The 23,702-nt window shown below is 67.0% G+C and carries 19 protein-coding genes and 1 pseudogene; 11 read left to right on the top strand and 9 right to left on the bottom strand.

Going from position 1 to position 23,702, the window contains the following annotated elements:
- The first annotated feature begins 143 nt into the window (after nucleotides 1–143).
- On the top strand, nucleotides 144–1,373 hold the full coding sequence (locus tag ASE50_RS05640; RefSeq protein ID WP_056396887.1) for a glycosyltransferase family 4 protein: 1,230 nt from the start codon (nucleotides 144–146) through the stop codon (nucleotides 1,371–1,373).
- 79 nt (nucleotides 1,374–1,452) lie between these two features.
- On the opposite strand, the gene ASE50_RS05645 is transcribed toward ASE50_RS05640, so the two are convergent.
- The gene (locus ASE50_RS05645) at nucleotides 1,453–2,013 is read right to left on the bottom strand and encodes a recombinase family protein (RefSeq protein WP_056396890.1); all 561 of its coding nucleotides are present in this window, start codon (nucleotides 2,011–2,013) and stop codon (nucleotides 1,453–1,455) included.
- 233 nt (nucleotides 2,014–2,246) lie between these two features.
- Here ASE50_RS05645 and ASE50_RS05650 point away from each other — a divergent pair, with 233 nt between their 5' ends.
- From ASE50_RS05650 to ASE50_RS05670, 5 genes are all read left to right on the top strand, one after another.
- Nucleotides 2,247–2,489, top strand: coding sequence for an AbrB/MazE/SpoVT family DNA-binding domain-containing protein (locus tag ASE50_RS05650; RefSeq protein ID WP_056396893.1), 243 nt, complete (start codon nucleotides 2,247–2,249; stop codon nucleotides 2,487–2,489).
- Nucleotides 2,486–2,875 (top strand): type II toxin-antitoxin system VapC family toxin, encoded by a 390-nt coding sequence (locus ASE50_RS05655; RefSeq protein ID WP_056396895.1) that lies wholly within the window; start codon nucleotides 2,486–2,488, stop codon nucleotides 2,873–2,875. Before ASE50_RS05650 ends, ASE50_RS05655 begins: the two co-directional genes overlap by 4 nt.
- A gap of 149 nt (nucleotides 2,876–3,024) precedes the next feature.
- Nucleotides 3,025–3,792 carry an NIPSNAP family protein gene (locus ASE50_RS05660; protein ID WP_056396900.1) on the top strand — a complete coding sequence of 256 codons (768 nt, stop codon included), beginning with the start codon at nucleotides 3,025–3,027 and terminating at the stop codon, nucleotides 3,790–3,792.
- A 125-nt stretch (nucleotides 3,793–3,917) separates the two neighbouring features.
- Nucleotides 3,918–4,115, top strand: coding sequence for a hypothetical protein (locus ASE50_RS05665; RefSeq protein WP_056396904.1), 198 nt, complete (start codon nucleotides 3,918–3,920; stop codon nucleotides 4,113–4,115).
- A 439-nt stretch (nucleotides 4,116–4,554) separates the two neighbouring features.
- A complete protein-coding gene (locus ASE50_RS05670) occupies nucleotides 4,555–11,544 on the top strand; it encodes an autotransporter outer membrane beta-barrel domain-containing protein (RefSeq protein WP_056396907.1) in 6,990 nt (2,329 codons plus the stop codon).
- Nucleotides 11,545–11,655: 111 nt separating this feature from the next.
- Here ASE50_RS05670 and ASE50_RS05675 read toward each other — a convergent pair whose 3' ends face one another.
- The 4 genes from ASE50_RS05675 to ASE50_RS05690 all read right to left on the bottom strand — a co-directional run bounded on the left by ASE50_RS05675 (nucleotide 11,656) and on the right by ASE50_RS05690 (nucleotide 17,011).
- A complete protein-coding gene (locus ASE50_RS05675; RefSeq protein ID WP_056396910.1) occupies nucleotides 11,656–14,085 on the bottom strand; it encodes an FtsX-like permease family protein in 2,430 nt (809 codons plus the stop codon).
- A gap of 16 nt (nucleotides 14,086–14,101) precedes the next feature.
- On the bottom strand, nucleotides 14,102–14,851 hold the full coding sequence (locus ASE50_RS05680; protein WP_056396913.1) for a GIN domain-containing protein: 750 nt from the start codon (nucleotides 14,849–14,851) through the stop codon (nucleotides 14,102–14,104).
- 141 nt (nucleotides 14,852–14,992) lie between these two features.
- The gene (locus tag ASE50_RS05685) at nucleotides 14,993–15,670 is read right to left on the bottom strand and encodes an ABC transporter ATP-binding protein (RefSeq protein ID WP_056396916.1); all 678 of its coding nucleotides are present in this window, start codon (nucleotides 15,668–15,670) and stop codon (nucleotides 14,993–14,995) included.
- A 12-nt stretch (nucleotides 15,671–15,682) separates the two neighbouring features.
- On the bottom strand, nucleotides 15,683–17,011 hold the full coding sequence (locus tag ASE50_RS05690) for an efflux RND transporter periplasmic adaptor subunit (protein WP_235512204.1): 1,329 nt from the start codon (nucleotides 17,009–17,011) through the stop codon (nucleotides 15,683–15,685).
- A 36-nt stretch (nucleotides 17,012–17,047) separates the two neighbouring features.
- Between ASE50_RS05690 and ASE50_RS05695 the strand changes: the two genes are divergently transcribed.
- The 5 genes and pseudogenes from ASE50_RS05695 to ASE50_RS05710 all read left to right on the top strand — a co-directional run bounded on the left by ASE50_RS05695 (nucleotide 17,048) and on the right by ASE50_RS05710 (nucleotide 21,298).
- Nucleotides 17,048–18,343: a sigma-54-dependent transcriptional regulator gene (locus ASE50_RS05695; protein WP_235512207.1), complete on the top strand. Its 1,296-nt coding sequence runs from the start codon at nucleotides 17,048–17,050 to the stop codon at nucleotides 18,341–18,343.
- Between the two features lie 525 nt (nucleotides 18,344–18,868).
- On the top strand, nucleotides 18,869–20,035 hold the full coding sequence (locus tag ASE50_RS05700) for a sensor histidine kinase (RefSeq protein WP_156347322.1): 1,167 nt from the start codon (nucleotides 18,869–18,871) through the stop codon (nucleotides 20,033–20,035).
- 58 nt (nucleotides 20,036–20,093) lie between these two features.
- A pseudogene (locus ASE50_RS19730) lies at nucleotides 20,094–20,276 on the top strand (SAM-dependent methyltransferase); the annotation flags it as partial.
- An 82-nt stretch (nucleotides 20,277–20,358) separates the two neighbouring features.
- Nucleotides 20,359–20,682: a class I SAM-dependent methyltransferase gene (locus ASE50_RS19735; protein ID WP_327196513.1), complete on the top strand. Its 324-nt coding sequence runs from the start codon at nucleotides 20,359–20,361 to the stop codon at nucleotides 20,680–20,682.
- Between the two features lie 37 nt (nucleotides 20,683–20,719).
- Entirely contained in the window at nucleotides 20,720–21,298 is a 579-nt protein-coding gene (locus ASE50_RS05710) for a GFA family protein (RefSeq protein WP_235512209.1), read from the top strand.
- A gap of 51 nt (nucleotides 21,299–21,349) precedes the next feature.
- On the opposite strand, the gene ASE50_RS05715 is transcribed toward ASE50_RS05710, so the two are convergent.
- The 4 genes from ASE50_RS05715 to parA form a co-directional block, all read right to left on the bottom strand.
- Complete coding sequence (locus tag ASE50_RS05715) at nucleotides 21,350–22,387, bottom strand: hypothetical protein (protein WP_156347323.1); 1,038 nt, start codon at nucleotides 22,385–22,387, stop codon at nucleotides 21,350–21,352.
- Between the two features lie 54 nt (nucleotides 22,388–22,441).
- Nucleotides 22,442–22,582: a hypothetical protein gene (locus ASE50_RS19205; RefSeq protein WP_200909490.1), complete on the bottom strand. Its 141-nt coding sequence runs from the start codon at nucleotides 22,580–22,582 to the stop codon at nucleotides 22,442–22,444.
- Nucleotides 22,583–22,713: 131 nt separating this feature from the next.
- Nucleotides 22,714–22,989: a ribbon-helix-helix domain-containing protein gene (locus ASE50_RS05720; RefSeq protein ID WP_056396922.1), complete on the bottom strand. Its 276-nt coding sequence runs from the start codon at nucleotides 22,987–22,989 to the stop codon at nucleotides 22,714–22,716.
- Entirely contained in the window at nucleotides 22,986–23,639 is a 654-nt protein-coding gene (parA, locus tag ASE50_RS05725; protein ID WP_056396925.1) for a ParA family partition ATPase, read from the bottom strand. The genes ASE50_RS05720 and parA overlap by 4 nt, the downstream gene beginning before the upstream one ends.
- Between the last annotated feature and the right edge of the window lie 63 nt (nucleotides 23,640–23,702).

Genomic DNA, 23,702 nt, shown 5'->3' on the forward strand with positions numbered 1-23,702 from the left:
CTCGCCATCGTCGTCAACCACCCGACCCATTGTCGGAAATGCGCGACATAATGGTTACTTGAACGTAAATACTCAATAGTTTTACCAGTCTATTGACAGACAGTTTACGAATATTCTCGCCTACCCCGAATGGAGTATTGCGGTTGGACATATTGTTTATTCACCAGAACATGCCGGCGCAGTTCAAGAACCTTGCGCCGGCGCTGGCGGCTTCGGGAAAACATCGCGTCGTCTTCGTAACGCGTGGCAAAGGCGTCGATATTCCCGGCGTCCGCTGTGTCGGCTATGAAGCGCCGCGTCCGGCCAATCCGACCACCCATCATTATGTCCGCCTGTACGAAGCCAGCGTCCGCTACGGGCAGCAGGTCGCGCGCACGCTGCTCCAGCTGAAACGCGAAGGGTTCGTGCCGACGATCGTCATCGGCCATCCGGGCTGGGGCGAGATGATGTTCGTGCGCGACGTGTTCCCGCGCGCCGTCATCCTCAGCTATGCCGAATTCTATTATCATGGCGCCGGGGCCGATGTCGGTTTCGATCCGGCGCAGCCCGCCGATCTCGACACCGTATGTCGCACGCGGGCGCGCAACGCGCATCTGCTGCTCAGCCTCGACATGGCCGATGCCGGCATCGCGCCGACCGAATGGCAGCGCAGCCGCCACCCCGACATCTATCAGCCCCGCATCCGCACCATCTTCGACGGGGTCGAGACCGATGTGGTGAAGCCCGATCCGGCGGCGCGCTTCCGCCTGCCCGACGGGCGCACGCTGTCGCGGCAGGACGAGGTCATCACCTATGTCGCGCGCAACCTCGAACCCTATCGCGGCTATCCGTCCTTCATCCGCGCGCTGCCCGCCATCCTGACCGCCCGGCCCGACGCGCAAGTCGTCATCACCGGCGGCGATCAGGTCAGCTATGGCGCGCCCGCCCCCGAAGGGCGATCGTGGCGCGAGCAGATGGAGCTGGAGGTGCCGCTGACCACCGGTCCGTTCGCCGATCGCGTCCATTTCACCGGCAAGCTGTCCTATGCGAACTATCTGTCGCTGCTGCGCGTCTCCAGCGTCCACACCTATCTGACCGTGCCGTTCGTGCTGTCTTGGTCGTTCGTCGAGGCGATGGCGACCGGCTGCGTCATGGTCGCGTCGGATACCGCGCCGGTGCTCGAATTCCTCGAACCCGGCATCAACGGCCATCTGGTCCCCTTTCACGACCCCGCCGCCATCGCCGACCGGATCATCGCCACCCTTGCCGATCGCGGCGACCATTTGCGCCTGCGCAAGGCAGCCCGGGCGACCGCCGTCGGGCGGTGCGCCCTGTCGGTCTGCCTGCCGCGGCAGATGCAACTGGTCGAACAGTTGACGGGTGTGTCAGTTTAGGAGTCCGTTTGAAAATGCGCCGTGGCGCATTTTTGCGGTGCCGGCGAAACTCGCTCTGCCGCGAGTTTTCAAACAACCTCTAAGCCGGATCATCCTTGGCCGGCGGCAGGAAGCGATAGACCGTGCCGCGCGAAATCCCCAGTTCGCGTGCGATATGCGCCGGGCGTATGCCCTGTGCCGCGCGGCTGCGTACCGCTTCCGGGTCGATGCGCGGTTTGCCGCCCTTGTAGACGCCGCGCGCCTTGGCCGCCGCGATCCCCTCCGCCTGGCGTTCGCGGCGCAGGTTGGTTTCGAATTCGGCAAAGACGCCGAGCATGTCGAGAAACGCCTTGCCCGCCGCGGTGCCGGTATCGATCGGCTGTTCGGTCGCCCTCAGCGTGATCCCCCGGCCTTTCAATTCGTGGACGATATCCTGCAGATCCTTCATCGACCGCGCGAGCCGGTCGATCCGCGTCACGACCAGCGTGTCGCCGTCGCGCAGGAAGTCGAGCAGGATCTGCAACTCGCTGCGCGCCGCACGCGACGACCCCGACTTTTTTTCCGACCGGATCGTCTGACACCCCGCCGCGCGCAGCGCCGTCAGCTGGATTTCGAGGTCCTGATCGTCGGTCGACACGCGGGCATAGCCAAACAGGGCCATATTTCCCCCTTTCTGTTCGATCGGGGTCTAGACCCTTGGCGGCAAGTGTTCAACTTGTCTGCAACCGACCCTGATCGGACGGACGGAGCGTTCCAGAACTGACGTATTATCAGGGTATACCCATATCGACCGTATTTCTGGGCGAGTTTGCCAAAGACAGTGCCCTTATGGCATGTTTGAACCGATAAGCCATATTGACGCTATCATACCATTTTTCTCGGTGGATCCATCGCATGACATTACAGGTTGCGGTAACTGCTACTGGCCGAATGAGCCTGCCGGCGGACATTCGGAAGCGTTTGGGTCTTGCGAAGGGCGGCGCGGTATATGTCGAAGAGACGTCGGATGGCGTCGTCCTTCGTACCGCTGAGCAACTTCTGGCACATGCCCGATCGCTGGCCAGACAATATGACAAGGTGGACGGCGGCAGCGTCGACGACTTTCTTGCCGCCCGTGTGGCCGAGAGTGGCCTGTGAGTGCGGTGATCCTTGATGCGTCGGCGCTGCTGGCGCTGCTCCGGGGCGAGGCCGGTGGCAAGAAGGTCGAAGGCGCGCTTGGTGACGCCCGCATGTCCGTAGTCAACATGGCCGAAGTCGCATCGCATTATTCGAAGCTCGGCATGCCCGACGACATGGTGACCGCCATGCTCCGGCCGCTGCCGATCAAGCTGATCGATGCCGATGCCGGGCTGTGTTGGGAGGCGGGCCGGCTGCGCGGATTGACGATCGAGGCTGGTCTGTCGCTAGGCGATCGCTTCTGCCTCGCCTTGGCGAAGCGTGAGAAACTGCCCGCATGGACCGCCGACCGAAAATGGCGCGACATCGCCGACGCGGCCGGCGTGAAGGTCGTCGCCATTCGGTGAGGACTCTCATGCTTCGAGTAGGACGACCTGCAGACGCGATACCGTTCCTATGCTGATCCTGTTGATTGACGGCGAGTTTTACATCGGCTCCGTTGGCGACCTCTTTGTCAGATGAGGTCCCGATGCCGCACGCGATCGATCGACGTTCCATGCTCGCCGCCGCCGCGGTCGGTGGCATAGCATTGGCCGGCACCGGTGCCGGCGCGCAATCGCGGACGGCCGGGGGCGGCCCCGAACTCTACGAGCTTCGCACCTATCGGCTGATCGGGTCGATGAAGGAGCGACTGGACGGGTATCTGGAAAGTGCCTTCCTTCCCGCCGCGCGCCGTGCCGGATGCGGGTCCATCGGCGCCTTCACCACGGCAATCGGCATGGGCAGCGCCAACGTCCAGCTCCTGATCCCCCACCCCTCGATCGCCGCCTTTCTGGAACTCCCCGGCAAACTGGCCGCCGATCCGGCCTATGCCCAGGCCGCTACGGCCTATTCCGACGCGCCCCTCGCCAGCCCGCCCTATGTTGCGCTCGAGGTGAAACTGATGCGGGCGTTCGGGGGATTTCCCCGCATCGAGGCGCCCGGCCCCGGCAAGGGACGCATCTTCGAGTTGCGAACCTATCACAGCCATAGCGAAAAGGCGGGCGCGACCAAGATCGGCATGTTCGATACCGGCGGCGAGATCGACATCTTTCGCCGCACCGGCCTGACCCCGGTCTTCTTCGCGCAGGACCTGACCGGCACGCACCTGCCCAGCCTGACCTATATGCTGACCTTCCCCGATCTTGCGGCGCGCGAGCGGAGCTGGAAGGCGTTCGGCGCGGACCCGGCATGGCAGCGACTGATCGCCATGCCCGGCCTTGCCGAGACGGTGACCGATATCGACAACCAGATCCTCAATCCGACGCGCTATTCGCAGATTTGATGGATCACGGCCCTATGGTCGGCCCCCCGATCACCGGCTCGTCCCATGCAAAGTCGATAGCAAGCTGCCCTGCGGGACGGAAAAATGGTGACGCTGGACACCGCTTCGATAGAGTTCTGGATCACATGGTTCCAAGGTCACCGGTAGCGATCGCCCGCAACCGGTCGATCGACTGGGTGCGGGCGCATGGCCGGCGGACGATGCGTCCGATCGAGGACGCGCTGGACGTGGCGGGCGATACGCCGGACCAGACGGTGGCGGCGGAACAGGCCGAAACCGCGCAGCGGCTGTACAAGTGTCTCGAGGAATTGAATGCGCCGTAGCGCGACGTCATCCGCACCGCATTCGTCGACGGTGCATGTCGATTTAAATCTGTTGTTCGGCGATGTGATTACAATCGGTATGAATGTCACACTACATGATCGATGCTTAATTCAATGCCAAGAGATTGTCCCATCATCGTCATTAACCATTATTTTCAGTAATATGCGTATCATGGACATCGCAATACGCCACTCGACCGCGGCAACAGCAACCGGTTCGCTCGATTGTACACGGCTTGATTGCCCCTGCCGCTAACCATAGCCGACTAGCCCCCAATCAATATCTCGCTGTCGAAATGTTGGCGCACTGCAGGTGCGGAATAAAGCCGGAAGGATAATGTCGGCTAAGGACTGTTGGCGGGAACTTCACTGGACGTTTCAACTGCCATCACATAAGCAGCCTGTCCGGCACGGAGGCCGCATTAGGGGGAATTTCTGGATGGTACGCCATGGTTCGGTGCGTTTGCGCCGGTGGTCGTTCGCGATCGGTACGAGCATCGTTGCAATGGCGGCGTCCTCGGCGGCGAACGCGCAATGTTCGCCCAAGCCGGTAAGCTCGTCGACGACGACCAACTGCACGGGCACCGAAAATGGCGGGCTGATCGCCGATGACTATGGCGTCCGCGTTGTCGTGCAGGAGAATGCGATCGTACGCGGCGGGTTCGAAGCTGCGATCGATACCCAATCACAAAGCGCGACCTTCACGATCAACGGCCGGGTCGATGGCGAAAACCGGACCGGCTTCCTGGTCACCAACGGAGAACCGTATCTGGCACCATGCGATCCCTATGCAGGTGCCACACCGATCGTCTGCCCCCCGGGACTGCAAACCTATTATCCATGGGCCAGCGCCACCATATCGATCGGTGCGCAAGGGACGATCACGGGCGGGCAAGCGCTGGTGAGCCGCCAATTGCCCAACAATCGCTTTGGCAGCATCGATGTCCGCATCACCAATCAAGGTCTGATTGAAGGAACGAGTGGCACCGCCATCCGCGATGCCAGCTCGCTTCTGAGCATCGGCAACCGGGTCGGTGCCACGATCCGCGGCGTCGGCAATGCGATCGACACCGATGGGGCATTGTCCATGACCAATGCCGGGACGATCGACGGATCGGTGGTGTCGCGCCGGACCGCGAACGATGGCAATACGAGCCGCATCGTCAACGAGGCTGGCGCGACGATCAGCGGCGTCGGCAATGCGATCGACGTCAGCGGTTCGCTGTACCTGACCAATGCCGGGACGATCACCGGATCGGTCGTGTCGCGCGCCGCCGCGGGTAGCGTCAGCAGCATCGATACCCTCGCCGGCACGATCATCGGCGACCTGACCCTCGGCGCCGGCAACGACACGCTGGCGGCGCGCTATGTCGCCGGACAGATCGTTACCGGCATTACCGGAACGATCGACGGCGGTGCGGGTGTAGATACCTTGGCGCTCCGTCTTTCCGAAAACGCCGATTTGACCACTTTCCCGCTGCTGACCGGATTCGAGCAGCTTGGCCTGCGCCTCGAAAATACTCCAACCGTAACCCTCGGCGCGGCAGGTAGCGCCATTCGCGGCGAGCTAGGCGTGAGCGGCGGCGGCACCGTCACGCTCAACGGTACCTTGCGCGGAACCGGAGAAGTTCTCAGCACCGGCTATTCCGATGGCGCACCCACCATCGTGAACGCGGGCACCATCGAAGGCACCGCTGCCGATAATGGTTACCTGGTTCGCATCTATTCTGCCAACCGCTTCCAGAATGATGGCGCGATCAATGCGGCCGGCAACGGCGCATCGATCATCGCGCAAGGCATGTTCGTCAACACCGGGACGCTGCAGGCGAGCGGAACAGCGCTGGAACTGTCGGGTACCAGTTTCACCAATAGCGGTACGATCCGCTCGACCGCCGGCATCGGCGCCACCATGCGTGGTTCGTCGGGGATGAACTGGACCAACAGCGGTACCATCGAAGGCGCGATCGCCGGGGTCCAGCTCTCCAGCAACCTTACCAACACGGGCCTGATCACGTCGCCAGCGCTGGCGGTCGACCTTGGCTATTACGGTATCCTGTTCAATGGTGCCGGAGGTCGGGTCGTCGGCGATGTCCGTCCGCAGACGTCCGGTATCGGCCTGTTCAATGCAACCATCGCCAATGCGGGGACGATCGACGGCAACGTCTCGTTCGGTGGTGTCGGCAACGAATACAGCTATGGCAGCAACCGGTATTTCGCCTTGCCGGGCGGCGTGCTGAACGGAAACCTGACGCTGGGCCGCAACGAGACGCTCGTAACCTCGTTGGGCGATGCGGGCAGCAGCGGCTTTGCCGGCATCAACGGGACGGTCACTGCGACGAATGCGTTGCTGCGCTATCGCGTCACCGCCGACACGACCACCTCGGCAACGGCGCGTCCGGGTTTCGCCGAGATCGGCTATGATCTGTACGATGGTGCCAAACTGACGCTGACCAGCGCCGGCACGCCGTTGATCGTGGCAGGCAAGGGCAGCGTCGACGTCAGCGGCGACATCGTCGCCACCACCCGCTCGGCTATTTCGGTGTCGGAGGTCCTGACGGCACCCGACGAGACCCGGAGCGATCAAACCGGTCTCGCCATCATCAGCCGCGGAACCATTACCCTCGACAGATCGAGCGGCAGCGAGGGTCTTGCCTTCGCCGCGGTGCAGACCGGACGCGAGCATAGCTTCACCAACGCCGGCACGATCCTCGTACGTGGCGGAACCGGGCCGCAGACCACGACCGGCATCTACGCCTCCAGCCAGGGAACGGTCGTCAACGACGGGACGATTTCGCTCGATGGCGCGACCGGCATCTCGGAAGCCTTGAAGATCACCAACAACGGTACGATCAGCCAGATCGCTGGCGGTCGTGTATCGAACGGCATCTTTTCCTGGAGCGGCTTGGACCTCACCAATCTCGGTTCGATCGAGGTCGCCGGAAACGCCGTCAGCAGTTCGTCGTCGATGACGATCGACAATGCCGGCCGCATCGCCAGCACGAACGACGCCGCGATCGGGGGTGGCCAATATAATCCGCAGGCGATGATCACCAATCGCGCCGGCGCCACGATCGCCGGCAACGGCACCGCGATCCGGGTCAGCGGCGGGACGCTGGTCAATGCCGGTACCATCACCGGCACCGTCGATCTCGGCTACAGCAGCTATACCTACAACAACCGATCCTATGGCAACGCGACCTATGACGGGTTGGGTGGCACGATCACCGGCGACCTGCGGTTCGGCGACGGCAACGACACGCTGATCGTCTATGACGACGTGACCGGCGTCAGCGGCACGATCGATGCCGGCGGCGGTACCAACACCTATATCCATGCCCGTTCCACCAACGGCACGGTGACGCTGGGCCGGGATCTGCCGACCGGTTTCGCTGTCGAAGGCGTGCGTGCCACCGGACCGGATACGCAGGTGACCATCGCCGCTGCGGCAACGGTCGCGAACACCCTGAAACTGTCGGGCACCGGCAATATCATCAACACCGCGACGATCGACGGCATGGTGACCACCGACACCGATCGGTGGGAGAACGGGATGATGGTGGTTCCGCCGCTGCTCGCCTCGTTCACCAACCAGGGGCGGATGAACGGCGGCTTCGATGGTCGCGTCGGACGCTTCGTCAATGCCGCCACCGGCATCGTGACGACCCAGGATTCGCAAGTGTCGGCGGTACGGATCCAACAGCCCGGCGCGGTCGACTTTGCGAACGCCGGCACGATCGACATCGGCGGAGGAAATCTCGCCGTTTCGCTCTCTTCGAACAGTGCGGTGACCGCGGCGAACGACGGATCGATCACCGGCAAGCTGAGCATGTCGGCGCAGAACTTCACCGACGTGATCGCCGCCGTGCCGCTGACGGCAGCGTTGGTCAACCGTGGCACGCTGACCAACAGTGGTATCGCACTCGAAATGAGTGTGATTGATGCGGCCGGCGGCGTATCGTCGATCACCCTCGACAATCGCGGCACGATCGAGGCGACGGGTAAGGGCGCAATCGCGACCTATCTGGAGGCGCGGGACTCGTTCCGGTTCGACACGCCTGTCAGCGGCACACGACAGATTACCGTCACCAACAGCGGCATGATCCGTGCCAATGCCGGCGGTGAGAATGGCACTTATACCTATTGGGGCTACAATCCGTCGACCGGTCTGTTCGAGGAACAGACATACAGCTATACCAACATTGCATCGGGGCTGACCCTGCTGACCGACGCAGCGCATTCCATCACGCTGAACAACAGCGCGACCGGCAGGATCGAGGCGACGGGAGTATTGTCGACCGCCGTGACCGCGCTCGGTACGCTGGATCTCACCAATGCCGGTACGATCCAGGGAGGGGCAAGCTTCACGGTAAACGGCGACACCTTTGCCGGCGCGATCCGGTCCGATGATGCCAACGACCGGATCATCAACACCGGCACGATCATCGGATCGATCGACACGGGCGCGGGCGACGACCGTATCGAGAATTACGGCACGCTCGACGGCGATGTCTTCCTGGGCGCGGGCGACGACACCTTCCTGCATCGTGTCTCGGCCATGCTGTCCGGTACCGTCGATGGTGGCGCGGGCACCGACAGCCTGATCATCGACGCCGCCGGCGGTGGCACGGTACGCGGCAACCAGTTCGTCAACTTCGAGCGCTTCAGCCAGACCGGCAGCGGCACGGTCAACTATATCGGCGCGTTCCGGGCCACGACGCTCGACGTCAGCGGCGGCACGCTGAACGTCGGCGCAGGCGAAACGTTGAGCAGCATCGGCCCGGTCACGATCACCGGCAGCGATGCTGGCGAAACCGTCGACAATGCCGGTACGATCGCCGGCTCGGTCGCGCTGGGCGCGGGCGACGACATTTTCATCGATCGCACGGGCAGCAGCGTCGCCGGTGAGGTCGATGGCGGCGCGGGGGTCGACCTGTACCGCGTCGTCCTGTCGGGCAACCGCAACGCGATCGGCACGCGCAGCGGCTTCGAACAGCTCGCCGTCACCGGCAACGGCACGCTGGCGCTGACCCTCGACCAGAGCTTCGACAGCGTCGCCCTCTCCGGCACCGGCCTCACGCTCGCGCTGAACGGCAACAGCGTCGGCACCGTCACCGGCAGCGACGCGGCCGAAATGCTGAGCGTCGACGGCGATATCGGCCGCGCCGCACTGGGCGGCGGCAACGACATGCTGGTGCTGGGGATCGCGGTCGCCAACGGCACCTATACCGGCGGGGCGGGTAACGACACGCTGCGCTTCTCTGGCAACGCACCGGTAACGCTGACGGGCAGCGCCAACGGGTTCGAGACGATTGCGCTCACTGGCACCACACTCAATATCGGCGGGACGCTCGGCGCGGCCGGCGACCTGATGACGCTGGGCGATGGCGCGCAGACGGTGGCGCTGGCCAATGGCGGCACGATCAACGGAACGCTCGATCTGGGCGCTGGCAATGACAGCTTCAGCCTGGTCCCCGGTGCCACGCTGAACGGCATCGTCGCGGGCGGCGCGGGGGATGACCTCGCCACCGTGGCGCTGGCCGGACTGCGTACGCTCGACGCCGCCACGCTGACCGGTTTCGAAACGCTGGCGAGCACCGGCACCGGCACGCTGACCCTGACCGGCACACAAAGCTATGGGCAGGTGGTCGCAGCCACCGACCTGACCGTCGCCAGCGGCGCATCGCTGACCGCCGGTACCGTGCGCTTCGCCGGTGGCAACGAACGGCTGACGATCGCAGGCGGCTTTGCCGGCGCGGTCGATGGCGGTGCGGGCAGCGACACGATCGCAGTGTCGGGCGGCAGCGCAAACGCGCCGGTCGCCTTCACGAACGTCAGCAATGTCGAGACCTTCGGGATGACGGGCGGCTACGCCACCGTTTCGGGCAATGCCGCGCTGGGCAATGCGGCGCTGACCGGCGGGCGTCTGGTCGGGCTTGCCAACTCGACGATCGCGGCAAGCCGCATCGACGTCGGCACGGGTGCGACCTTCGGTTCGGCAGGTACCGTCAACGGCAACGTCAATGTCGCCGGTACGCTCAGCCCGGGTGCATCGCCGGGCGTGATGACCGTCAACGGCAATGTCGCGCTGGCCAGCGGTTCGCTGTCGGTGTTCGAACTGACCCCGACCGTCTCCGACAAGCTGGTCGTCAACGGCGCACTCTCGATCGCCAGCGGTGCGACGTTGCAGATCGTACCGGTCGGCACGCTGCGTGCCGGCACCAGCTACGACCTGATCACCGCCAGCGGCGGGATCACCGGCGGGTTCACGACCATCAACAAGCCGTCGAGCCTGTTCGGCGTGATCGTCCAGCGCACCGACCGCATCCAGCTGCTCGGCCAGTTCCTGACCGACCCGCGCTTCTCGCCGCAGGTCGCGCGCAGCATCGCCTATGCGAACGCCACGCTGGCGGTGCAGCCGGCGACCAGCACGCTGTTCGACAGCCTGCCGGCACTGGTCGATACGTCCGGGGCATCGAATGCGCGCGGCTTCGCGCAGTTGACGCCGGAAGCCTATGCCTCGGCGACGCAGCTCGGGGTCGACCATGCCCTGTCGCTGACCCAAGTCGCCCGTGGAAACGCGTTCGCGACCGACCGGCAGGATGCGGGCGCGTTCACCTTCGCGCAGACGATCGGCCAATGGCACACGCTGCAGGGCGATGCCGCGGAAGGCAGCAACACCGCCCGTGCGCAAAGCTATGGCTTCCTCGGCGGGGTCGGATATGGCGACCGCAGCTGGATGATCGGCGCGTTCGCCGGGTACCTGAATGGCCGGCAGCAGATCGGCGCACTGGGCGCGCGCACGCGTGCCGATGGCGTGGTGGCGGGCGTTCATGGCCGCTACGGCGCGGACAGCGGATGGGGCTTCAGCGCCTCGCTGCTGTACGATGGCGGCACGGCGGATACGGTGCGCGCCTTGCCGACGGGACGTGACGGGATCGGCAGCTATGCCCTGCACAGCTGGGCGAGCGATGTCGCCGCATCCTATGGCATCGACGTAGGGGATGGCTGGTCGCTACGCCCGCGCGTCGGCGTAACGTACATCCGCACCTCGCGCGAAGCGGTGCGCGAAACCGGGTCCAGCCCGTTCGCCCTGACCGTCGCTGGCAACCGGCACGTATCGGGCTTTGCCGATACCGGTGTGACGCTGGCGCGCAGCGATGCCTCGGACGCACCGTTCCGGCCGTTCGTGTCGCTGGGTGCCCGCTACCAACTCGAAGGCCAGCGCGCGACGGCACTGGCGGGCTATGCCGGCAACGGTCCGGGGCTGGTCGCGGTCGGCGCAGGCCGTACCGAACTGGTCGGCACCGCAGCGGGCGGTGTCGCCTATCGCCTGCCGAGCGGGCTCGACATCTTTGCCTCCGCATCGGCACAGACCGGTCGTGACGATCATCAGGAAACGATCAGCACCGGCGTACGGCTGCGCTTCTGATCGCACCGTATCGCTGACCCGTACGAAAAAACTGCCGCCATCCATCAGGAATGGCGGCAGTCGACCCGACCGAACGGGCTCCGACCTTCCGCAAGGTCGGAGCCCGCCCCCTCAATCGTGCCGCAAGGCCCAGGCCGGAGCCGCGCGGCTTGCGCGCAGCGACTGGCCGAGCACGGTCAGCACCGCGACCGCCACCGCCACGACACTCGCCCCGATGAAGAACAGCGGTGACAGCGGGATCGCATCCTCGAACCCGGCCAGCCACGTCCGCATCGCGAAGAACGCCAGCGGCCACGCGACGAGGTTCGCGATCAGCACGGGCCGCAGGAACTGCCCGACCAGCAGCTTGACGATATCGCCGGACGACGCGCCCAGCGTCTTGCGGATGCCGATTTCGCGGGTCCGCCGCGCGGTGTTGAACGACGCGAGGCCCCATAGCCCGACGCAGCCGATCAGCACCGCCAGCCCCGCCCCGATCCCGAACAGCCGCGTAGCGCGGTCGTCGGCCTCGTAGAAATCGGCGAGGCGTTCGTCGGCGGTCTGTCCGGCGAACGGCACCTGCGGCACCATCCGCTGCCACAGGTCGCGCACCGCCGCCAATGCGGTGCGCGGATCACCGCTCACCCGGATCGCGATGACCGAGGTGTCGATCGCTTCGGGCGTGCGGTAATAGATGTAATAGGTCGGCGCGACCGGACTGCGCGGGGTGTCGAAGCGCAGGTCGTCGACCACGCCGATGATCGTGCGGGGCCGGTCGCCGCCCACCGTTTTGCCGATCGCATCCTGCGCCGATGCGAAGCGCAACGGGGTCAGCGCACGGCGGTTGATGACGATGTTGGTCGGATCCGTCCCCTTGCGTCCGGTGACGTCGTCCGCGCCATGCGCGTCGTCGAACCACCGCCCGGCGATCAGCCGCGCGCCATGCGTTTCGAAGAAGCGTGGGGATACCCGCACCCAGGTCAGTGACGGCCCCGGTCCGGCGACGCCGGGCAGCGGCACGTTGTTGTTGTTCCCCTCGCCACTGCCGCCCGGCGTCGCATTGGCGATGGTGGCGTCCTTCACCTGCGGCAGCGCGCGGATCGCGGTGAGGATCGCGGGCTTGCGATCGCGGGGCACCGCCGGGTCGACGGCGGCGGTCACCACCAGCAGCCCGTCACGCTGGAACCCCAGATCGGTCGAGCGAACGTGCCGGGTCTGCGCGACCAGCACCGCCGTCCCGATCATGAAGGCGATGGCGAGGCCGAACTGGCCGATCACCAACGCCTCGCGGACCCGCGTCCCCGTCCGCCCGCCACCGGGCGAGCGCGCCGATGCCAGCACGGCGGCGGCGGGAAAGCGCGACAGCAGGATCGCGGGATAGATCCCCGCAGCCACGCCGACGATCACCGTCAGCAGCGCCAGCGCCGGCACGACCACGCCGTACGGGATGGTCAGCGACAGCCCACCCGCCGCATTGACCAGCGGCAGGCCCAGCTCGGCGAGGATCAGCCCGCCCAGCGCGGCGATGGCGACGGTCAGCACCGCTTCGCCGAGAAACTGGCGGATCAGCGTGCCGCGATCGGCGCCCAGCACCTTGCGCATCGCGACTTCGCGGGCGCGCAGGCCGGCGCGGGCGGTGGCGAGGTTCACGTAATTGACCACCGCGATCAGCAGCGTCAGCACGCCGACCAGCCCCAGCGTGACGACGGTCGTCTTCGCACTGGCGCTCTCGGTTCCCTGCGGGGTCAGGTGCAGGTCGGCCAGCGGCAACAGGTCGAGATGCTGCATGTCCGACGGCTTGCCGCCGCCATCGGTCAGTTCCCTGCCGCGCCGGTCGACGAACGCGGTCAGCTTGCCCTCGAACGCGCGCGCGGCGGCGGGCGTGTCGAACCGCAGGAAGGTGGCCAGCGACACGCTGCCCCAGTGATACCAGTATTCGTTCGCCATCTCGCGGGTGAGCGGCATCAGCACCGACAGCTTGAAATCGCTGTTGGCGGGCAGGTCGCGGAACACGGCGGCGACGCGGTAGGTCCGCACCTTGTCCATCGACACGACCAATGTCTGTCCGATCGGATCGCGGGTGCCGAAATAGGCGCGCGCGGTCTTCTGGTCGATCGCGACATTGCCCGGCTGCGCCAGCGCGGTGGCGGCATCGCCCGCCACCATCGGCAGGCGGAACACGTCGAAAAAGCTGGCGTCGACCTGTGCCGCGTCGACCCGCGTCGCGCGCCCGTTCATCAGGATCGTGCCGGCCTCCTGCCCGCCACCGATCCGGGTGCCGACGACGCCCGGAAAATCCTCGCGCAGCTGGTCGAGCAGCCCGCCCATCGTATAGGCAAAGGCACCATTCGCCGGGCTGTCGGGCATGGTATAGACCGTCTGCACGACCCAGGTCTTGTCGTAATCCGGCAGCCATTTCTCATAGCTGGTTTCGAACCGGACATAGAGGCCGAGGATCAGGAACACCGCGATCCCGACCGCCAGCCCACCGATGTTGAGCGCGGCATACAGCTTGTGGCGCACAAGCGAGCGATAGAGCGACAGCAGCCCGAAACGGTTCATCGATGTTCCCCCAGGATCAGCCGCAGGTGACGCGGGCCATGCCGCTCCGCGACACCGCGCATTGCGGGCGGCCGGTGACGGTCACGCGGGCGATGCCGCCGGCGTCGATACTGGCGGGACCATTGGCCTGCGCGCGGACCGATCCGGTGCCGCGCGCCTCGACCGACAAGGTGCCGGTGGCGAGTGTCGAGGTGTCGACATGTCCAGTCCCGCTGGCGTCGATCGCCAGTGCGTCCGCCCGGCCATCGGCGACGATGCGGCCGGTGCCGCTCAGCGCCAGCGACAGGCGCGCGGCGCGCACCCCGCGCAGCGTCGCGGTGCCGGTGCCCGATACGGCGATCGTCGTGCGGCTCGTGCGCAGGCCGTCGATGGCGAGGGTGCCGGTGCCGCGCAGCTTCGCCTCGAACGTCGGGGCGTCGAGCGTGGCGATGCGGACCGTTCCGGTGCCGCTGGCGGCGATCGCAGCAAGGCGCGGCAGGGTGACGGCGATCGTCGCCGCGGGCTTGTTCCGGCGACTGTCGCAGCTGCCCGGTGCCCGCAGGAGCGTCAGGACCCGGCCACGCACCGCGACGCCGATCGCCGCCAGCGACCCCGCCTGCCCCTGCGCCCGCACCGCGAAGCCCGCGCCGAAGGTGATGGCGACATGGTCGCAACCGCGCAGGTCGATACGATCGAAATCGGCGGCGGCGAAGCTGCGCGTTGTTCCCTGCGCCAGCGCCGGGGTCGGCACGGCGGAGGCGAGCAGCGCGAGGGTGAGGAATTTCATGCGGTGGTCTCCGATCGGGAGGAATTGCTCCCCTCCCTGACAAGGGAGGGGTTGGGGGTGGGTCGGCCGGGGGCGGGCGTTACGGTCCCTCGCGGGCCGACCCACCCCCGTCCCCTCCCTTCCTGGGAGGGGAGAAGAAGGTCACATCGCCCGCATCGCGCTGGCGACGATGCGGCCATCCAGCATGTCGATGCGCCGCCGCGCCATGTCGGCGTGCGCGGGCGAGTGGGTGACCATCACGATCGTCGCGCCGTCGTCGTTGAGCGCGCCGAGGATGTTCATCACCTGCTCGCCATTGGCGGTGTCGAGATTGCCGGTCGGTTCGTCCGCGAGGATCAGTTTCGGATCGCCGACGATCGCGCGGGCGATGGCGGCGCGCTGCTGCTGCCCGCCCGACAGCTGGTGCGGGAAATGGCGGGCACGATGCGCGATGCCGACCTTGTCCATCGCCGCGGCCACCCGGCCCTTCCGATCCCCGGCATCGCTGCGATAGGCGAGGCCGAGCGCGACATTCTCCTCGATCGTCAGCTCGTCGATCAGGTTGAAGCTCTGAAACACGAAGCCGAGCGTCGATCCCCGGAATTTGGCGAGATCCTTTTCGTCCAGCGCCGCCAGATCGCGCTCGCCGAACAGATACTTGCCGCCGGTCGGGCGATCGACCGTGCCAAGCGTGTTGAGCAGCGTCGACTTGCCGCAGCCCGACGGCCCCATGATCGCGACGAACTCGCCCGCTTCTACTGCCAGATTGATGTCGACCAGCGCGGTCGTCTCGACCTCGTCGGAGACATAGCGGCGCTGGATATTCTCTAGACGGATCATCGACCTGCCCCCTTAGTTGATGTTGATGGTGTCGCCCTTCACGGTCGACAGATTGCTGGTGACGATGCGGTCGCCGGGGTTCAGCCCCGACAGGATTTCGACCACTTCCGGATTGCGGCGGCCGATCCTGACCGCGCGGCGCGTGGCATGGGTGCCATCGCCGTCGAGGACGAAGGCGAACGCGCCATTCTCCGCCGCCACCCACCCGCCGACCGGGGCAACGACCGCCTTGGACGCGGCACCCAGCGTGATGCGGATGTCGATGGTTTGGCCGCGATTGAGGTTGGGTGGTGTCCGGTCGAACGTCAGTTCGACGCGGAACCGCCCGTCCTTCACTGCCGGCAGCACCTTGCTGACGGTCAGCGTCGCGCCGTCCGTCCGCGCGCGCTGCCCGACCGCGACGCGACCGAGATAATATTCGTCGACATCGGCCTCCAGCTTCCACGATCCTTCGCTGTCGACCTGCCCCGCCGGATCGCCGGCTTTCAGCGTCTGGCCCGGTTGCAGCGTGAAGTTGGTCAGCCGCCCGGCGGCGGGCGCGCGGATCGTCAGCGCCGACAGCCCGCCGCGCACTGCCGCGAGATTGCCGGCGAGCCGCGCCTGCGTATCGGCAAGGCGCGCGCCCTGCGTCGCGGTGATCCGCGCCTCGGTGCCGGCACCGCTGCGCAACTGCGTCAGGCGGCGCGCCTGATACTCCGCCTCGACGCGATAGCCGGCGACGCCCGCTTCGGACACGATGCCCTTGTCGAACAGCTGCTGGCGGATGGCGAGGTCGCGGCGCGCCTTGATGAGATCATATTCGGCCTGCGCGACCTGTGCCGAGCGGTCGAGCCGGCTGCGCTCGATCCCCAGCCCCTCGCCCGCGACCGCGCCGAGCTGGCCGGCGATCGCCGCCTCGCGCGTCAGCACTTCGAGCCGCAGTTCGGGATTGGCGAGCGTCGCCAGCTTCTGTCCGGCGGCGACCATCGCCCCGTCCTGCACCAGCAATGTCTCGACCTGCCCGCCCGACAATACCCCGACCAGCGTGGTCAGGCGCGGGGCGACGGTGCCGCGCACCGGCAGGTAATCGTCGAATGCGGCGCGGGTCACCTCGCCGGTCTCGATCCGGTCGGCATCGATATCGGTCGATCCGGCGGCGGGCAGGAAGCGCCACAGCGCCACCGCCGCCAGCACCACCGCCACCGCAATCCACAGCGGCCGCCGCCGCCACCAGCGCGCGCGGGGTTTTTGGACGCGGCGGTCCATCGCCGCGCCTGGCGGCGCGCTGGCCATCGCCGCGCCGGGGGCGCTCCCCTGCCCTGTCGTCGTGCTGCTTGCGCCGTCGGTCGGTTCGGTCATCATGGACACAGTGTCACCGATCCGGGCGGAAAATCCTAAGTGCCTGCAAACGAACGAACTTCATCCGATCTGCCGGCAAGTGACCGTCCATGTCCGGACGCACTGTCCGAAAATGGACAGGAAGCGGGCGCGTCAAGCGGCCTGACCGTGCTGCTGATCGACGACAATGCCAGCGTCGCCGAATCGATCGCGCTGGCGGTGCGCCTCAGCGGCCACCGGATCGATGCCGCCGCGACGCCCGAAGAGGCGCTGTCGCGGCTCGCCGCCGGACGCTACGACGTGGTGCTGCTCGACATGAACTATGCCGCCGGACGCACCGATGGCGCGGAGGGGCTGGCATTGCTGGCACGCATCCTGTCCGACGATCCGGGGACGGCGGTGGTGGTCATCACCGCGCATAGCGGCGTGCGGATCGCGGTGGAGGCGATGCGCGCCGGCGCGCGCGATTTCATCATGAAGCCGTGGCGCAACGCCGACCTGCTCGCCCGCATCGCCACCGCCGCGCGGGCACGAACCCCGGTGGCGGTGGTGCCGCAGCCGATGGCGACCGAACCGGCGCGGCTGCTGGGCGACAGTGCGGCGATGGCGGCCCTGCGCGACCTGATCCGCCGCATCGGCCCGACCCGGGCCGGGGTGGTGGTGACCGGTCCGGCGGGATCGGGACGCGCCCTGACCGCCGCCGCGCTCCACGCCGCGTCGGCCGATGCCGGGACGGCGATGCCGGTGATCGACCTGCGCGACGATGCGGCATGGGGTCGACTTGTCGACACGTCGACAATCCTGCTGCGCCATCCCGATCGTCTGGGCGAAGTGGCGCAGGCGCGGTTGCTGGCGCACTTGCCCGCGACCACGCGCTGCATCGCCATCGCCGACAGCGCGAACGGCATCCTGCCCGCGCTCGCCCGCCGCATCGCCACGGTCGAGATCGCGGTGCCGCCATTGGCCGCGCGCGGCGACGACGCGCTGCTGCTCGCGCGCCATTTCCTGCGGATCGCGGCGGCGCGGCATGGGCGGCCGGTTCCGACCCTCACCCCCGCCGCCGAAGCCCGCATTCTGCGCGGGCCATGGCCCGACGAGGTGCGGGGCCTTGCGGCGGCGATCGAGCGCGCGGTGCTGCTGGGCGATGGCGGCACGATCGACACCGCGCTGCTGGCACCGGAGACGGCGGCGATGGTTGCGGCCGACGCGCCCGCGCGCTTCGACCTCGACGAAAACGAACGCGCGGTGATCGAGGCGGCGCTGCGCGAACATCGCCACAATGTCAGCCATGCGGCGGCGGCGCTCGGGTTGAGCCGGGGGGCACTGTACCGGCGGATGGCGCGCCATGGGTTGTAGGGTGTCTATGGCGCCTGGCACCGGGCGCTCCTCGGCGCAGTCGTTCTGGGCCCCCCCCTCGCTGGAAGCGAGGGGCTGGGTTGGCCTGCGCGGGAATGCCACGTTCGACAACGGGCCAACCCACCCCCGACCCCTCCCTTCCAGGGAGGGGAGCACGTCGCAGCCATCTCGAAGCAGGTCGATCGACCTCAGCCGTACCCCCGCGCAGGCGGGGGTCCAGGGCCGCACGCACAAACCGTTGCTCTGCTTGTCTCTGGACCCCCGCCTGCGCGGGGGTACGGGCAGGGATCGGCACCTCCCACCCCATACCCCGGCGAAGGCCGGGGCCCAGTTGGGAAGGCTTCTCCGTAGGGTACCAACGTCCCCCAACTGGACCCCGGCCTTCGCCGGGGTACGGTCAAGGTACTTTCGCAAAGGTCTCGCCTGCGCCGGGGTACGGGTTGGTGGCTTGCACAGGGGTCTCGCCCCCGCCGGGGTACGGGTCCGTGGCGTTCGCACCACACCCGCCTCCGCCGGAGTGCGAAGATGGCGCGTGGCACGCACCCCATGCTGACCCCCGAACGCCGCCGCACCCTCGCCGCGCTCGGGTCGGGCGTCACCCTCACCCTTGGCGGCGCGGGGCTGGTGCTGGCGTGGCGGGCGGGCATCTGGGGATCGCTGCTCGGCACGCTCGCCATCGTCGTCTGGGCGCTGGCGCTGGGGTGCTGGATCGCGCTGCGCCGGGCATCGGCCACCCCCGCCCCGCGCACCTCGGCGCACGACACGCTGCCGATCGCGGCGTTGCTCGATCAGGTGCCCGTCCCGCTGCTGCGCATCGATGCGGCGCAGGTCCGTGCGATCAACCGCGCCGCGCGCGCGCTGTTCGTCGCCGACGACCGGCTGATCGCCCCGCCCGCAGCCCTGACCGATCCCGCCGCGCGGCACCTGCGCCATGCCGGGCGGCGCTGGCGGATCGATGCGGTGACGCTCGGCCCCGACACCCGCCTCGCCGCGCTGATCGACATCGCTGCCGAGGAACATGCCGCGCAGGAACGCGCCAGCGACGAGATGATCGACATTCTCGGCCATGAGCTTCTGAACGGCCTGTCGCCGATCGTCTCGCTGGCCGACAGCGCGATGACGGCGCATCGCCAGGGCGACGCGATGCTCGGCGACATCCTCGCCACCCTCGCCCGCCGGGTCGAGGGGCTGGAGGGCTTTACCCGCGCCTATCGCCAGCTCGCCCGCCTGCCCGATCCGGTGCCCGCCCCCGTCGCGCTGGACGAACTGGCCGACGATCTCGCGCGGCTGTTCCGGGGGCGGTTCGGCGACCGGGTGGCGCTCACCGCCGATGGCCGCGGCATCGCGCAGGTCGACCATGACCAGATGGTGCAGGCGCTGTGGGCGCTGCTCCAGAACGCTGCCGAAGCCGCCCTTGCCGCCGATGCGCCGGCGCGGGTCGCGCTGACCCTGACCGACGAAGACGGCTTTGTGGCCGAGATACGCGACAGCGGCAGCGGCATCGCCGCCACCGATCGCGCGCGCATCTTCCGCCCGTTCCACACCGACAAGGCGGGTGGTTCGGGGATCGGCCTGACCCTCGCCCGCCGCATCGCCCGCGCGCATGGCGGCGAGCTGACGCTGCTCGACACGCGCGAGACGTGCTTTCGCCTGACCCTGCCCGACATGTCGACAGGTCGAGGTGTCGAATGAGCGACTTCGAACACGTATCGGCGCGGTTTCCCGACATGTCGACACGTCGAGATGTCGGATGAACGACAGGTCGAACGGCTATGAGGCGATCGCCGACCGCTTCATCGCCGCCCGTTCCGACATCGGCATCGACGTCGTCCGCGAATGGGCCGCCACCCTGCCCGCCGGCGCGGCGATCGTCGACATCGGCTGCGGCAGCGGATGGCCGGTCGCGACGACCCTGGCCGCCGCCGGGCATCGGGTCGCCGGCATCGATCCCTCCCCCCACGCTGCTCGCCGCCTTTCGCCGTGCGCTGCCCCACGCCGATGCCGCGTGCGAGGCGATCGAGAACAGTTGCTTCTTCGACCGCAAATTCGATGCGGCGGTCGCGATCGGGCTGTTGTTCCTCCTCCCCGAACCGGCGCAGGCGGCTTTGATCGCGCGGGTCGGACGGACCCTGAAACCGGGTGGCCGCTTCCTGTTCGGCGCACCCCGCATCGCCTGTACGTGGCGCGACACGCTGACCGGTCGGACGTCGCGATCGCTGGGCGAAACCGCCTATCGCGCGCTGCTGGCTGATGCAGGACTGCATCTCGCTGCAAATTATCGTGATAATGGCGGTAACGATTACGGGATGGCGGTTGCCGGGCAGGGGGGTGAGGCCTAGGGTAGGGTCGCATTCGCAACGAGGATCGTAACCGCCCGTGGAGCACCGCCGGCTAGAAGCGCACAGGCCGGACAGCGGCACGACGCACGAGCGGGTAACCCCGTCCGGCCGTCCGGCGCGGGCCAGCGCGCTGCCGCCCGGCGATCTGGGCCAGATGCGGCGAACGCTGGTGCGCCACGAATTGATCGGCCGGCCGATCGATCCGCCGTCCGATCACACCATCCGGCGGCTCGCCACCTGCCGCTGCGGCACGGTCCGCGCCATCTGTACCGGCGAACCGCTCCGCGTGTCGGTGTGCCATTGCCATGATTGCCAGCGGCGCAGCGGCAGCGCCTTTGCGGTCGACGCCCGCTTTGCCGAGGATCGCGTATCGTTCGACGGCCCGACCCAACGCTGGTCGGCGCGCGGCGGCAGCGGGATGCGATCGACCTATCATTTCTGCGCGACCTGCGGATCGACGGTCGCCTACACCACCGACACCCGGCCGGGGCAGATCGCGATCCCGGTCGGTGCCTTTGCCGACCCCGCCTTTCCCCCGCCGACGGTATCGGGGTGGGAACAGATGCAGCAGCCGTGGGTGGCGATCACCGGCGACGATATCGAGCATCGCGATTAGGCTGGATCGAAGAGCGCAACACCTCGCCGCGATTTTGTCGCTGCGATAGCGTTACCGGCCCGTGGAGGTTCCTGTTCCCATATCGCGGGTCGAAAGGTCGAGCCTGTCGAGCGACAGGCTACCCTCTTTGTCTCGGGTCAGGATGACGGCGGCATCGCGTGCTGCGGCGATTGGCCAGCCATCTACTGTCATCGCGCCTTTCCCGTCTTTCAGGTCGATCACCTGCGTCTTGCTGCGATCGCTGGTTTTGGCGAACAGGGCATAGCGCCCACCAGCAAAACCCATCACCCTGGCAAAGTCACCAACGATCAATTGATCCTCGAACCTTGCCGGCAGCTTCGCCCTGATGGTCCATCGCTCCTTGCCATTGTCATCGAAGGCGCGGAGATATGTCATCTCCTCCGCAACCCGAAACGCACCACCGAATGAAACGATGACAGACGTATACGCGGGTGAGTAGACGATATCGCTTGCTCTTCCCTCGGCATCTTCGACCACAAGGCTCGGGCTGGGAAGGCGGACCATGGTCGACGATCGGCCATTGAGCGTCATGGTTTGCAGCGCTTCAGGGCGTTTCTCCCCATCTATCAGATATATCTGAAGCGGCCGGTCATCTCCGGGTCGAAACGGCCCAAACCGTTGCCAGGAGGTACTCTCGCGCAAGATCTTCGGACCCGCGACGACATAGAAATCCGTGCCCGCGGGGTCGCCAAGCACATAGGTCTTGCCCGTACTGTCATGGTCGATGACGTCACAATCGGCATCGGCTTCCATGTCCTCGCGCACCGACGAGGGCCACGGGCACAGCATATCGACAGGCAGAATGCCCTGTTCGCGTGCCGCACGGAACAAGGGCACCTTGCCAATACGCGTAAAGGCTGCGGCACCCGATTGCCAGAAGCGGACGGTGCCATCACCGCATTGTACAACGATTCTCGACCCGTCGTCGGCGATGATGGCGCGGTCAACGATCATCTCACCATCATCGAGGGAAGGAACAGGGCATTCCTGCACCGTCAGTCTGGCAATTGTTACCGGCGCATTTCCGCCCGGTGCAGACGCCAGAAGCGCAAGGACAGCAAAGACCATTTAACGAGCCCGTCATTCTTGTGTCGAACCGTCGACGTGTCGACAGGTCGACGATCAATGGCCGTAGCGTTTGATCCCGCGCTGGCGCAGGCGGCGGCGCTGGCGGCGGCGATAGGCGACGATCGCCCAAGGGATCACGATCAGCGCGACGACGCCGATGATCGCATAGGCGATGAGTTCGCGGGACAGGTCCATTACGGTTTCTTGCAATCTCAAACGAGCCCTGTCCATCATCGCGATCGGCACAGGGCGGAAATTTCGGTTCCTACAGCCCACCGACCATAGCAGGATCGATCGACGTGTCGACAGGTAGAGCCGTCGACAGGCTATTCGCCGATCGGGCTCTCGCCATATTTGCGCAGCACGTCGTTGAACGCCTCGGCCATCAGCGCCTGCAGGCTGCGGTCCTGCCGCCGCGCCAGCATGTGCATCGCCAGCGACATGTCGGGGGTGAAGAAACCAGCGATCTGCTTGCGGCCCTGCCGGCTCGCCGGACCCTTGGCATCGGACGCGACGGCCGTAGCGGGCGCGGGTGCCGCCGGGGCAGGGGGCCGCGGGGTCGTGCGATCGCGCAGATTCGCGAAGGACGGTTTGCGGCTCATGGCGTCACTTTCCGGAAACGGGGGGCCGGCATGTCGAGCTGTCGACATATCCACTTGTAGAGTTCGCGAACCTCCTCGGCGGCCTTGCTGGCGGGTTCGCTCTCCATGACGGTGCGCCCCTCGGCACTGGCATGGCGATAGGCGGCACGATCGGGCAGCAGCACCGGACAGGGCGGGGTGCCGAAGCTGTCGACCAGTTCGCCCGCCTCCTGATACACTCGCGGCGCATTGGGCGGGCCGGCGGTGAACACGACGAACGCCGGGCGGCGCAGCAGCTGCACCAGCTTGGCGGTGGTCTGGATCGCCGACAGGTCGAAGGCGCTGGGCCGGCACGGGATCAGCACGAGGTCGGCCGCCTCGACCGCGGCGCGCGCCGCGCTGTCGGCATGCGGCGGGGTGTCGATCACGATCACCTCGGCCCCCTGCGCGCTGGCGGCGGCGATCTTGGCGGCAAGGCGGGGCGGGGGGCTGTCGATCACCTCGGGCGGTGCCTCGCCGCGCCACGACGCCCATTGGCTGGCGGTCGCCTGCGGATCGGTGTCGACGACCAGCGCGACGCGGCCCGATGCCTGTGCGGCGGCGGCGAGGTGCAGCGCCAGCGTCGTCTTTCCCGCGCCGCCCTTCTGGCTGATGATGGCTATGGTCGGCATGTCGGGGTATCTACGTGTCGACATGCCGACAGGTCAAGCTGTCTAGGTGTCGAAACAGAGCAT

This window comes from Sphingomonas sp. Leaf5 (assembly GCF_001421155.1).
Lineage (GTDB): Bacteria > Pseudomonadota > Alphaproteobacteria > Sphingomonadales > Sphingomonadaceae > Sphingomonas.